The sequence below is a fragment of the Fodinibius sediminis genome (assembly GCF_900182555.1).
GTDB classification, from domain to species: domain Bacteria; phylum Bacteroidota; class Rhodothermia; order Balneolales; family Balneolaceae; genus Fodinibius; species Fodinibius sediminis.
On sequence record NZ_FXTH01000004.1, the window covers coordinates 302,584 to 316,571 of the forward strand.

The window sequence follows — 13,988 nt, forward strand, 5'->3', positions numbered from 1 at the left end:
GTGCAACCAATGCTCATCAATTGCTCCAGTAGGAGGTCTGGAGAACCTAGGCACTACCGGTGAAGGCACACACAATCTGGTCCTGGTTTTCACCCGGACGAATGTTTTCAACCGTCTGCCACTCATCCCGGTCCGGATCTCCCACGCGTAGGCTATACCGCCCATCAGCGGAAAAAACTTTGGGTTTGAAAAGGCTCCCGGCTATACGAAGTGCATATTCTAGTTCCCCCGACTCTTCATTGTGAACTTCAACAACCGGATTTTCCATACCCTCCACCCGAACTTCCGGCAGCCAGGCAGCGGCCCGCCGGCCGTAATTGTCTTCCTGGTGAACCACCAGTGGCCAGCCGTCATACTGCCCGCCGGGATTGGATTCCGGATCTACATAGCGCGGCCAGCATTCGATCTGGATGGTCCGTTCTTTTTTGTCAAAGGTCACAATGCCGTAGCCGGTGGAGCGATCATAAATAATTTCCGGTTCACGGTTGGTCTGAACGGGATTGGCCACCGCCAGTACGGTCATTTTATTTCCAAAACCATCTTCAAAATCACCGGTATTTTTGGGACGACCCAGTAATGACCGGTGATCCTTGTCCACCTGGGGCCACCAGCGGCGCGGCCAGACATTGTTCAGAGCCGGACCGGCAAAGGCAAAGCCGGCATCACGGTGCTCATCCACCCCGTACTGTACCACACTCGCCAGGTGCTGATCACCGGCAATATGAAAGGCAAAACTTTTCCTGATGAGTTGAAGCGCTTTGTCTCTTCCCTTCTGCGGCCAGCCATTGGAGTCCATATCTGTTGTTGGAGCATCCCCCTCCACATAGGTACCCCGTTCAGGGATCTCCAGGCGGGGAACAATCTGGTCAATAATGGAGCCTTCCGGAAGCGTGGCCACCGTACAGAAATTCGTTTGTGAGAGAACCGCTTTCATATTGACACCATTACTCCAGTCGGCCGACCAGTGCTCGAGAAAAGAGAGCTGTCGTTCTCCCAGCAGCTCCGCATCCACATCATAATACTCCCGTATATTAAAATCCCGGTTCTGGATAAAGCCATTTGTGACCTTGGCCTCGCGGGGCAAGACATTCTGGGGAGCCGATTTAAACTTGCGATCCTCAATAATGGCAAAACTGATTCCCCCGTAATTCCAGTCCGTATAATAGACACCGATGCCCTGCTTGACAGGCGTTGGATCATAGGCATCCGGGAGATGACTGGTCTGGGCCCGCTGTACCATGTTTACCCATTCGGGTGGCATCTTATACCCCCCCTGATCCTGGGCCACATAGCCCCAGCCCTTATCTGTGGGAGCATCCTTACCTCCCGCCCCCCAGACATTGCCGTGATAAACATCATGGTCGTCGGGGATGATGGCACATGGAATATGCCTGAAAATATCTCGATACGACCAGCCGAACATGTACCATTTGCGCAGGAAATCAAGTGAAGACTTCTCCAGCGGATCCGTCTGTATCCCAAATCCACCGTGGCTTTCGTAAAATTGGTCGCCCAGAAACACCGCCATGTCCGGTTCATGCTTAGGGACATGCTCTACAATTTCGTTATTCGGAAAGCCATGATCTGCATTACAGCTGAATACGGCCGTCTTGACCTTCGGATCATCCACAGGGTTCCGGGCGATGGTCCCCTCGTAGTGGAAGGTCTCCTCCCCGTCCTTCAGTGGCAAACGCAGCAGAATCCGGTAGGGAACTGATTCCTCAGACGTCCAATCTTCCAGTCGGAAATGTACCGTCCGGGAAAGAGGATCAACCGTTGCTGTCTGCCTCGTTTTCCAGCCTTGTCCCTCGTCAACCTGCAATTCCACCTGGTGCCCCTCTACTCTCTCTACAGGGGCCAGCTGGGCCGTAAGTTTAACACAATGGTCGTGCAGGGTATACTGGGCAAAGCAGATCGGGCCATACCCCTGGTCGGGATGGCTGTCAACACCTTCGCCGGCAAGCTGCCAGTCAGAAAAGCGAACCGATGGCTGCTTCCCTTCCTTGACCGACGGGAAGTGTGAAACCAAAGCAATATTTCCAGACAGGTCGGAAGCATCAACCGATGAAGACACCGAAGAAAGCTGCTGATCCGACTCCCGGTTAAAAACAGTTAACGTAAGGGTCCCCTCCTGGTAATTCACCAGCAGGCGTAACGGCTGGTCCACTTCAACAGTTTCATCCGACAAGTCATCCTTCCCGATAAAAAGTGCTCCGGTGGCTGTCACACCGGCATCCAACCCTTCCCCAAACACCGCGGCTGACCGATAGTCCTCAAATCGGCCACGGGCGCCCAGGCGAAAGCCTATATAATCACGGTCTTCCCCCGTCTGACGCTGCAGATCCGCCTCCACCTGTGTACTGAAAAATCCATTTTCTCCCAGCTGGTGCGTCAAGAAATGGAGCGTCCGGTTGGGTCCGCTGACATTGCACATAAGCCGTCCTCCGGTAACTTCCCAGTCTTGCAATCGGTTACCCCAAAAAGAAGGTCCCGCCCAGTTCATCTCCGGCATACGGCTCCACTGGCTTTTCACTGAAACAGCCGACCCCTTGCGAGCAGCAGACTCGTTTCCCGGGGAAAACCGGCTTATAAAAGGAAGGGATGCTGATCCCAGCAGCAGTGTCTTAATACTTTCTTTGCGATCCATAAGCGTAGTTTAAATTAAAAATAACGTACTAATGAGGGTACTCTGATGAGCAGACCTAAAAGCATTCAGGCGGGTCATATGTTTTGGCCATTAAAAAACACCCACGGACATAATCCAATCCCTTATCGTGATCCCGTTTGCAAGCTCTATCATACTAAAAACAGGTTAAAACCAAAAATGGCGCTCCCTATTGGCGCTCCAAGGTATCCATGCCCGCCTTTTCCGGCAGGTGCTGTAGCATGTCGTCGACCATTTTTTCGAGCGTGTAAGCGTGCTTCCAGCCCCACTGCTCACGCGCCGGGCTATCGTCAATAGAATCGGGCCAGGAATCGGCAATAGCCTGTCGATAATCCGGCCTGTATATGATCTCAAAAGCGGGTACCCGCTTTTTGACTACCGCTGCAATCTCGGATGGAGAGAAACTCATCGCCGCTACATTATAGCTGGTCCGGACGGCAACCTCTTCTTCAGGAGCCTGCATGAGGCGGATGGTGGCCTCCACCGCATCATCCATATACATCATGGGCAGCATAGCGTCCTCATCCAGGAAACAGTAAAACGGTTCGCCGCTGATCGCCTTGTGATGGATTTCCACGGCATAATCGGTTGTGCCTCCCCCAGGCATTGCCCGGTATCCCACCAATCCCGGGTAACGCAGGCTGCGGACATCTACACCAAAGCGCCGATGATAATAGGAGCACCAATGCTCACCGGCCACCTTGCTGATACCATATACTGTAGTCGGATTGAGGGCCGTATTCTGAGGGGTTTCCTGTTTAGGTGCATCAGGGCCGAAGACAGCGATAGAACTGGGCCAGAAGAGGCGATCAAGGGAGTTTTCTTTTGCCAGGCCCAGCACATTGAGCAGCCCCTCCATGTTGAGTTTCCATCCCAGCTCAATATTCTGCTCAGCTTTGGCAGACAATACTGCAGCAAGATGGTAGACCTGCTCGATATTGTGTTTTTTGATGACGCCGGCAATATCCTTCTTATTGAGCACATCCAAGTACTCAAAAGGACCATCCGCCAGGGCCCCCTGCGGCTCGCGGATATCAGAGGCTATGACTTTTTCATTATCCAGTAATGACCGCAGCCTGAGCGTCAATTCACTGCCTAACTGTCCACATGCCCCGGTTAATAAGATCTTGGTCATAATATACTGTTACGAAAGTTCTTCTTTCACTTCCTTAAATGCTGCTATGGCCTGGTCAAGGTGCTCTTTTTCATGACCTGCCGACAGCTGTACCCTGATGCGGGCCTCTCCTTTGGGGACCACCGGATAATAAAAGCCGATCACGTAAATGCCCTTGTCAAGGAGCTGCTCGGCAAACTGCTGGGCCTTTGGGGCATCATAAAGCATAATGGGGACAATGGGATGTGTACCCTCTTTAATATCAAATCCGGCCTCGGCCATCCCCTTCCTGAAATAGGCGGTATTTTCCGCCAGCTTGTCACGCAGCTCGGTTGTTTCGCTCAGCAGGTTCAGTACCTCGATGGACGCGCCGGTAATGGCCGGAGCCAGCGTGTTGGAAAAAAGGTATGGCCGCGATTTCTGCCGCAGCATATCCACAATTTCCTGCCGGGCAGCCGTAAAGCCGCCGGAGGCGCCTCCCAGCGCCTTGCCCAGAGTACCTGTGATGATATCTATTCGTCCCATTACATCGCGAAACTCATGCACGCCCCGCCCGGTTTCCCCGACAAAACCGGTAGCATGGCACTCATCCGACATGACCAGGGCATCATACTGCTCGGCCAAATCACAAATTTTGTCAAGCTGGGCAATAGTGCCATCCATCGAAAAAACGCCGTCAGTAGCAATAATTTTCACTTCCGCGTCCGAGGCCTCCTGAAGCTTCCCCTCGAGAGCTGCCATATCGTTGTGAGCGTAAACATAACGCTGTGCCTTGCAAAGTCGGACGCCGTCAATGATGGAGGCATGGTTGAGGCGGTCAGAAATAATCGCATCCTCCGGTCCCAGCAGGGGCTCGAAAATACCGCCGTTGGCATCGAAAGCAGCTGCATAGAGGATCGCATCATCCGTACCCAGGAAATCGGCCAGTTTGGTTTCCAGTTTCTTGTGAATGGTCTGTGTACCACAGATAAAGCGAACAGAAGACATCCCGTATCCATATTCATCGATCGTTTTCTTGGCCGCTTTGAGCACACGTGGATGCGAGGAAAGCCCCAGGTAGTTATTCGAGCAGAAGTTGATCACCTCCTCTCCACCTTCCGTGTTAATGACCGCTCCCTGCGGCGTCGTTATGATGCGTTCCTCCTTGTAGAGTCCTTCTTCTTTGAGTTCATCCAATTCGTTCTGCAACCGCTGCTTCAAGTTTGTGTACATTACCTTTTTCCTTGTTAACGTTCATCAGTTTTCTTTATCACACCACCAGGATACCGGAAATGATGACTGTTGCGCCCGCCGTGATGATGATTTCAAAATAACGAAAGTTTCGCAGAATATTTTAGTACAATTCGCTGTGCCGGGTCGGATATCATGCTCACAAACGGGGGCAGCTTTTACCAAAAGAATGTTGTAGTTGTCGACCGGAAACTATTATATTGAGCGTCTCATTTCGGGATGGTCAGAACCGAGCAGTTCTCCTTCTCATGAGATTCCATTATATTATTCCACTGCCCGAGTGGCGGAATTGGTAGACGCGTCGGACTTAAAATCCGATTGGTATCTAAATACCAGTGCCGGTTCGAGTCCGGCCTCGGGTACTTATTAAAACCCTAAGTTATTGTTTTTAAATAACTTAGGGTTTTTTGGTTTAACATTGGTTAAACAAAGTGCCTATTTTTCTCCTTCTGGCTTGGCTTCCTCCCTATAAATTGGAGCATTCTGGTATAACAGTATGGGGTTCTTCCAAAACAACGAAGATTCTTTTTATCCCTATAACAGTTTGTCATAATCTCCCTTCATTCTCCCCAATATAGTATTATTATTCAGCTTCGTCCTATAATTGACCAATATGTAAAGTCATCGTTTTTGGACCTTTATTTTAGCCTTTATAAGGCCAATTAACAGGGATCTTTCCCATTTTAAATCATAACAGGCTTTCCTAGTTAATTTTCTTCACTTTTAAAATATCCCATTACAGCACATAGAATGGGGTGTCCCAATTCCTTACTTTTTTAAGTTATAACGGTAGGTTTTCGAAGTATTATCGGTTATCAAAAAGGCTTAGATAGTACTCAATAAGTAATTAAATCAATTTTTATCACTTCAAAGGGGTTATGTTTACACTCCCTGACCTTCTACTCAAAGGGAACAGGTTGCAGATTTATTTATTCAGGGCAAGTCCCCCAAACAGGTTTATAGCTATCTTGCAATGGACTACTTAATGCAAAACGTAATGGTTCCGAAGTGATATTTGATACACACCAGCCGCTAATATCTTGATTGAAGGAGGCTGCTTCTTTAAACATGTAATCCATATTAGTTACATTACTAACATCCCAGTGGCTAATATCTTGATTAAAAGCATCAGTTGTTCTTAGCATCGAAGACATATTCTTTACATTACTCACGTCCCAATTGCCAATATCTCCATTAAAGGAGTGAGCGTGAAAAAACATGCTTTCCATCGTTGTTACATTACTGACATCCCATTTATTAAGATTCTGATTAAAACTGTTAGCATCATTAAACATTTCTTCCATGTTTGTTACGTTACTAACATCCCAGCTACTGATGTCTCGATTGAAAGAATCAGCGCCATTAAACAACCCTTCCATAGTAGTAACACTACTAACATTCCAGCTACCAATGTCCTGATTGAAAGCCTTAGCAGCAAAAAACATTTCTTTCATATTTGTAACGTTGCTAACGTCCCAGTCACCGATGTCTTGGTTAAAGGCAAAAGCAATATAAAACATCTCCTTCATATCTGTTACACTGCCAACATCCCAGTTGCTAATATCTCCATTAAAATTCTCGGCGTATAGAAACATTTTACTCATATCCGTTACGCTGCTGACGTCCCAATTACCAATATCTTGATTAAATTCTAAGGCACTGTAAAACATATGGGTCATATTTGTTACGCTGCTAACATCCCAGCTACTGATATCCTGATTGAAAACATTTGCACCAGCAAACATCCAAGCCATACTTGTCACACTACTAACATCCCATGATCCGATATCTTGATTGAAGTCAAAGGCACTGTAGAACATGTTACTCATTCGAGTTACACTACTCACATCCCAGTGACTAATGTCTTGGTTAAAGTTAGAGGCACCATAAAACATATAAGCCATATCAATTACGTTACTGACATCCCAAGAACTGATATCTCCATTGAAATTTTCTTCACCCTTAAACAATTGAGGCATCCAGGTTATTCCGCTTGTACACGTAGAAGAGGCGTTTGAGGTAGTGATCTGTTCTGCTTTTCGCTTAGTATAGGTTAGCCCATTAACAGTCCCTGTGTCTCCCATTTCAGCTTCAGGACATTTTACAGTTACACCATTCTCTGCAAGGTAAAATATTTTTTCAAAAATAACGGTTACCTCTTTGGGAGTATCGATCGTAATTTTAACAGGATTCTCAGAACTTGTAATGTCACCCTGCCATTCTGCAAATCTATACCCGTCACCGGCTTGAGCTGTGAGCTCTACAACCGCTCCATGATCATATCTTTTAGATTTTTGCTCAATTACTTCTTCCCAAACTGTACCCTTCCCTTCTTCATTAATTGTTAGCTCGTATGATTTGATAGCAAACTTTGCTGTGATCTCATAATCTTGATCGACAGTTAATAAATAGGGATTCTCTGAAATTTCGATGTCTCCAGTCCATCCTTTAAAGATATAACCATCGTTAGGGTTGGCTTTTAGCTCAATTTCTTCGCCTTCATCATAGGTGCCCCAAGAATGGGAAGTAGTTCCAGCTTCAGAAGGAGTTACATCTACATTTACCAAATAAGTAGTAGGTTCCTCATTATTGGGGCCAGTACCACTTTCACTGCATGATATAATTAATAGGCTTACTAAAGTTACAACTGGTAAGAATAGTTTTCTCAAGACTGAATGGTGTCCTTTTATTATTGATTTGTACCCAACAAAAGGTATTGATTGATTAAAGACTACGCAACCTAATGGCATTGCATACCCCACAAGGCTAACTATTTCACGCAAGAAAGGTACAAACCACCGATATCCTACATAGAAACAACAGCCTCAAAATAGGTTCAAGTGCTCCAATCTCGAACTTCGATTCTAAGAGCTTAATTTTTATTACGAAATAAGTATTCTGTGTTTGAAACCGTTGGGAATTATTGCTGTGCCAGGGCGTTTCACCATCAACCTATAGGCGTTTTTCCATGGCCAGTCTATTGACCAGTAAATCTAGGTGACTCTGGTGCAGCATGGGAAATGCTTTTAGGTTAAATCAGAAATATTCTTTTTATTAGCTATCTAAAATTTTCTATTAAGGTCATTGAAGGGTACAAAAGAACGATGCAACCAGATGAATCCCTAAAAGTACTTATCGTAGAAGATGATATGATCATCTCTATGCTTTTAGAACGTATGATTAGCAAAATGGGCTATGAAGTTGTTGAAAAAGCAACCACCGGCCAAAAGGCTATAAGCCTGGCGCAAAAACATGAACCGGATATCATTTTGATGGACATCCAGCTCAAAGATAATATTGACGGAATTGCCGCCATGCAGCAAATACGTAAGTCATCAGAAGTCCCGGTGATCTACATTACGGGCAACTCCTGCCCATCGTACAAAGAAAGAGCCCAGGAAACGGGCTATACCGATTTCCTGGTAAAACCTATAGAGCTGGACGACCTCGAAGCATCCATTCAGAAAGCAAACAAGCAGTAATTAAAAAACTTAGTATCCACGCCCTTCTATTGCCATTTTCAAGGAATATAAATCAGATTTACCCTCTCGATTAACTTGCCCTAGAAGGTCAAAACTACGGCTACATACCCTCGGTTAACAAATAAGCCTATCTGGTCCTGATGTTTATCTGAAAGTGCCATAAACAATGTACAATAATTATATCTCGTGAGTTACTAAAATAGATTCCTGACTACCCTCTCATAATGAGAATATATGAAAAATCTATTGTTCTATTTGACCGTTACTGCGTGGTTTATATGAAAAAAAATGTATAAGGTGACATTAATATTCGTTGAGTTTGCAACCGTTTCTGCGTGGATAACTTTTGAAAAATGCCCCTTTGGGTGCTTCTGCTTAAAATTTTTAGCTCCGGCTAACGTAAAAAAGTAAGGAATTAGCAAACAAGCCCGGAAGTATCATCTCTGGTTACTTAAATAGGAACCCATTGATTTATACCCCGCAAAGCCAACGCTGTAGAGGAAGAGAGCGTCAACAGCCAGAGGGGAACATTTTTTGGGTACTGATCGTTATAATAGCTATATTGTGGGAAATCCCACAAGGATTTGTACCCTAAGACAAACACAGACCATTATGACACCTGCAACCAAAAAAAGGGAGTACGACGCCAAAATCGACTCCAAGAAGCGACTAACCATCCGGGGCGCCCGGACCCGGCACTACCATGTGACCGAATACGAAGATGGAACCGTCGAGCTGAGTCCCCGGGAGTTAATTCATCCCGATGAAATTTCCAGACGGACATTGAAAATGATGGATAAAGCAATGAAAAATCTGAAAAAGGGACAGGTTTCTAAGCCGGTAGATATGGAAGAGCTGGAAGAACTGCTCGAGGAGTAACGACCTATCTATGTTTGATATACTCATGGGGATTCCGGAAATGAAAGCGCTATGGGATGATTTGACCAGGCGCAAAAAGGAAGGATCATTAAGCGGGGACGAGCAGGAATTATTTAAAAAATTGGGAAAATCTATCCGGTTCCTGTCAGCGGATCCCCGGCACCGGGGACTGCAAACCCATGAAATTGATGATTTAACCCGGCGATACGGCCAGAAAGTATTTCAGTCGTATGTGGGCCAGGGCAAACATGCCTGGCGGATGTATTGGGTGTACGGGCCGGGCCGGAAACAGATCACCATTATTGGACTCGAGCCGCATCCGGAGGACAGTAAAAGCGGGGCGTACCAGCGGGTATCCTTATCGGATCTGCCCAAGCGATGACGGTCTCACCAATGTTCTTTATATGGGCCACGGTTATGGCCATCCACTTTTCTATCAGATTTTGTTTTACTCACTTTATTTATTGATCTGCAGTAACTGGTTTTTATTGCCTATTTAGCTCATGATATCCTGTATAACAAGCTGCGATCGCCGCTTAGAAGCCAAATTTGCACGACATATTTTTTCTTCTCGCTAAACTTGGCCATTTTTTGCTTGTTCCCTTTACAGTACTTAGAATAAGGCCAAAATAACACTGTTGGTTTTTTAATTATTTACTGATGCACATAGAGACAATATCTGCACGAAGAGCGGTTGATAATGCGTTCCTTCAAGAGTCCATTTCCAAAACAGAGTTTGAAACTTTCCGGCAGCGCCTGTTAAAACTATTACATCAGGCAGATGAGGCGGTCCAGGATGGAGAATCCGAAGAACATCTCAAGGGGTTGATCCGGCCGTTCCTTAACTATACGAACTTTGAGGAAAAGTATTATATCAACACCAAGAAGGACCAGGACCTGGCTATCTATAATGGAAAATCCAAGAAGTCGTATGTCGGTGTTATTATTGAGGCGAAAAAGCCTTCTAATCGTTCTCAAATGATCACCAAAGAGGACGTTAATAAAAAAGGATTTCAGCAGTCCATTTTTTATTACCTGCGGGAACGCATCGATAACGGCAATGAAGATATTAAGTATGTCATTGTTACCGATATCTATAACTGGTTTATCTTTGACGGGCAGGATTTTGAGCGGCATTTCTATGAATCCAAGAAGCTGAGGGGTTGGTACCAGCAGTGGAAAAAGGGACAAAAAGTAAGTTCAAGTACCCAGTTTGTCTACGATCATCTATCAGAATTTATAGATGAATTGGATATCACAATTAAAGCGACCAAACTGAATGTTAAGAAGTATCGAAAGCTCCTTGAAAAGGAGGACCTGAGCCGGGACGAACAGAAAAAGCTGGTACCGGTCTTTAAGTTCTTCACCCCTACGCATCTGCTTAAACTCCCCTTTGCCAGCGATAGTAATGAGCTCAATAAGGCCTTTTACCGGGAGCTGCTGTATATCATGGGGCTCAAAGAGTATAAAGAGAAAGGCACCCATTATATTACCCGGCTCGATAAGGAGAACCGGCAGCATGCTTCTCTGATTGAAAATACGGTTATTCAGCTCAAAAGCTTAAATGTACTGTCCCAACTTCCCAACCGAAAAGAATATGGCCAGAATGAGGACGAACAGCTTTTCAATGTAGCTATTCAGCTGCTGATCACATGGATTAATCGTATCCTGTTTTTGAAACTGCTGGAAGCTCAACTCTACAAATATCACCAGGAAGACGGGCGGTTTCGGTTTTTGAATCATCGGGATATTAAAGAGTACGATGGACTTAATAAGTTGTTCTTCCAGGTATTAGCGGTCCCTGGGGAGGAGCGATCCGACCGGATCAACACTCACTTTGGGCATATCCCCTATTTAAATAGCTCACTATTTGATGTTGCCGAGATTGAACGGCAAACCATTCGCATTTCCGAGTTGGAAGATGGGCTTCAGATGCCGGTCCATCCCCGAAGTAAAATACGCAATCGTGACGGGGAGCGCCTGAAAGGAGAAAAGATATCGGCCCTGGAATACCTGCTCCGCTTTTTGGACGCCTATAACTTTAACACGGAAGGCACGGCCGAAGTCCAAGAGGAAGCCAAAACTTTGATTAATGCTTCCGTACTTGGACGCATCTTTGAAAAGATCAACGGCTATAAGGACGGCTCGTTCTTCACCCCCGGTTACATCACCGAATATATGTGTCGGGAAACCATTCGTCGGGCGGTTGTGCAAAAGTTTAATGATACGTTCGAGGATTGGGATTGTGAAGATATTGAAGGGGTGGCCGGTAAAATTTCACGCCATGAAGTGCCTTATAAGGAGGCCAATGAGATTGTAAACAGCACTACTATTTGTGATCCGGCCGTCGGGTCCGGGCACTTCCTGGTTTCGGCCTTAAACGAACTGATAGCCATTAAAAGCGATCTCCGGATCTTTGTGGATGATCATAACCAGCGGATTCGTGATGTGGAGATAAGCGTAGATAATGATGAGCTCAGCATTTCGGTGGGTCAAGATCCCTTCTTTGAGTACCGCGTGCATCACAGCTGGAAAGACGATAACAGTATTGAACGAACAGTTGGACCTGATACCCAGCGACTGCAGAAAGCGATATTTAGGGAGAAGAATATCCTCATTGAAAACTGTATGTTTGGAGTGGATATCAATCCCAATTCGGTGAATATTTGCCGTCTGCGCCTCTGGATTGAGCTGCTCAAACATGCCTATTACAAGGAAAGTACGGGCTTCCAACAGCTTGAGGTACTGCCCAACATTGATATTAACATCAAGCAGGGAAACTCTCTGGTCAGCCGATTCGATCTTAATGCTGACCTTTCCCACATTTTGTCAAATAACGAAGACCTGATCATTGAAGAGTACAAACGGGCTGTCAGAAGTTATAAGGAAACTGGTGAGCGAGTGGATAAACGGGCGCTAAAGGAGCAGATCAGCTCTATTAAAGAGAGCTTTTCAGTGGGACTTAAAGAGCTGCACCCGGTGCGGCAGGACCTCAAAAAGCAGAAAGAGATCCTGATTCGTGAAGAAACCAAACTGGATCTGTTTGAGGGAGAGAAGAAAAGCAAGAAAGAGCAGAAAAAAATTAAAAGGGCTGAAAAGAAAATAGCAAAACTGGAAGAGGAGCTGGTTGAACTCGAAAACGCCAGCTTTTATGATCAGGCCTTTGAATGGCGGTTTGAGTTCCCTGAAGTGTTGGATGAGGACGGAAACTATACCGGATTTGATGTGGTGATTGGGAATCCGCCGTATGTGAGGCAGGAATTACTTAAAGAGATTAAACCATATTTAAAAGAAAGTTATGAGGTATACCATGGTACGGCTGATTTGTACCAGTATTTTATTCAGAAAGGAATGCAAATACTTAAAGAGAAAGGGCATTTTCAATACATCGTTTCAAATAAATGGATGAGGGCTAATTATGGGAAATCGCTTCGAAAATGGTTGCGAAACCATCAGATTAAGTCAATAGTAGATTTTGGTGATCTTCCTGTTTTTGAGGAAGCAACAACGTATCCATGTTTACTAGGTTTACATAACACAGATGTAAACAATGTTTTTCAAGCAGCAACAATAGAAGATTTAAATTTTGAAAGTTTAGACAAGAGAGTTGATCATTTAGAAATGAAGGTTGATCAAACTAAACTATTGGACGAAGGATGGACCTTAATTAGTCAAGATGGGCAAGAGCTAATTCAAAAATTAAGGAAGCAAGGTAATTCGTTAGAAAAATATGTTAATGGCAAAATATATAGGGGAATTCTAACAGGTCTTAATAAGGCCTTTATTATTGATCAAGAGCAAAGGGAAAACCTCATTTCCCAAGACCAACGGAGTGATGATTTGATAAAACCTTTTTTGAAGGGAAGGGATATCAATAGGTATGAAACCCCTAAGACTAAACAATATTTAATTCTTATACCAAATGGGTGGACTAATGACCAAACAAATGATGAGAATAAATGGGATTGGTTTAGGTCTGAATATCCGGCCATAGCAAAACATCTGTCACAATACGAAGAGAAGGCTAAAAAGAGATATGACCAAGGGGAATATTGGTGGGAATTACGGGCTTGTTCTTATTATGACGAATTTGAACAACCAAAAATAATACTCCCTGACATTGCAGACCGCGGGAATTTTACCCTTGATAATACTGGTGAATATTATATGGTAAACACTGCCTATATGATATGTAACAGCGAAAAGTATTTATTAGGTGTATTAGCATCTAATTTAATAGACTTCTTTTATCGCAATATCTGTTCAAAGTATCGCGGGAATTATCTCAGATTCATTTATCAGTATTTAGAGCAAATTCCGATTGTAAAACCAGAGAGTGAAACAAAAGAAAAAGTCGAATCACTCGTCGATCAAATTCTCACTGCTAAGGAAAACGATCCCCAAGCTGATACCAGTAAACTGGAGGAGGAGATAGATCAGCTTGTTTATGAGCTCTATGAGTTAAGTGTGGAAGAGATCGCGATTGTGGAAGAGAGTGTGGAATAAATTGAAGTGAAGTAGTCGGGTGTGTAAACTAAACTCTGTCCGGTTTGTTTATTTTTCAGGGTTACGGGTTAAGTCCAGTGGCAGCCGATCTCCAAATCGAATGGCTAGCTGC

The 13,988-nt window shown here is 44.9% G+C and carries 8 protein-coding genes and 1 tRNA gene; 5 read left to right on the forward strand and 4 right to left on the reverse strand.

The annotated features are described in order from the left end of the window. Window positions 1-46 precede the first annotated feature (46 nt). From FN808_RS06525 to kbl, 3 genes are all read right to left on the reverse strand, one after another. Window positions 47-2,647 (reverse strand): alkaline phosphatase D family protein, encoded by a 2,601-nt coding sequence (locus FN808_RS06525; protein WP_142713745.1) that lies wholly within the window; start codon window positions 2,645-2,647, stop codon window positions 47-49. A gap of 187 nt (window positions 2,648-2,834) precedes the next feature. Then, on the reverse strand, window positions 2,835-3,800 hold the full coding sequence (locus tag FN808_RS06530; protein ID WP_142713746.1) for an NAD-dependent epimerase/dehydratase family protein: 966 nt from the start codon (window positions 3,798-3,800) through the stop codon (window positions 2,835-2,837). A gap of 9 nt (window positions 3,801-3,809) precedes the next feature. Further along, entirely contained in the window at window positions 3,810-4,991 is a 1,182-nt protein-coding gene (gene kbl, locus FN808_RS06535; RefSeq protein WP_142713747.1) for a glycine C-acetyltransferase, read from the reverse strand. A gap of 292 nt (window positions 4,992-5,283) precedes the next feature. Here kbl and FN808_RS06540 point away from each other — a divergent pair. Then, window positions 5,284-5,371 (forward strand) — tRNA-Leu (locus FN808_RS06540). Between the two features lie 567 nt (window positions 5,372-5,938). Here the strand turns inward: FN808_RS06540 and FN808_RS06545 are convergent. Further along, window positions 5,939-7,678, reverse strand: coding sequence for a BspA family leucine-rich repeat surface protein (locus FN808_RS06545; RefSeq protein ID WP_221929946.1), 1,740 nt, complete (start codon window positions 7,676-7,678; stop codon window positions 5,939-5,941). Window positions 7,679-8,113: 435 nt separating this feature from the next. Between FN808_RS06545 and FN808_RS06550 the strand changes: the two genes are divergently transcribed. The 4 genes from FN808_RS06550 (at window position 8,114) to FN808_RS06565 (ending at window position 13,876) form a co-directional block, all read left to right on the forward strand. Then, window positions 8,114-8,491: a response regulator gene (locus tag FN808_RS06550; protein ID WP_142713748.1), complete on the forward strand. Its 378-nt coding sequence runs from the start codon at window positions 8,114-8,116 to the stop codon at window positions 8,489-8,491. Between the two features lie 612 nt (window positions 8,492-9,103). Beyond that, on the forward strand, window positions 9,104-9,370 hold the full coding sequence (locus FN808_RS06555; RefSeq protein ID WP_142713749.1) for a hypothetical protein: 267 nt from the start codon (window positions 9,104-9,106) through the stop codon (window positions 9,368-9,370). Between the two features lie 10 nt (window positions 9,371-9,380). Next, the gene (locus tag FN808_RS06560; protein ID WP_142713750.1) at window positions 9,381-9,752 is read left to right on the forward strand and encodes a hypothetical protein; all 372 of its coding nucleotides are present in this window, start codon (window positions 9,381-9,383) and stop codon (window positions 9,750-9,752) included. 278 nt (window positions 9,753-10,030) lie between these two features. Next, window positions 10,031-13,876 (forward strand): type IIG restriction enzyme/methyltransferase, encoded by a 3,846-nt coding sequence (locus tag FN808_RS06565; protein WP_142713751.1) that lies wholly within the window; start codon window positions 10,031-10,033, stop codon window positions 13,874-13,876. Window positions 13,877-13,988 lie beyond the last annotated feature (112 nt).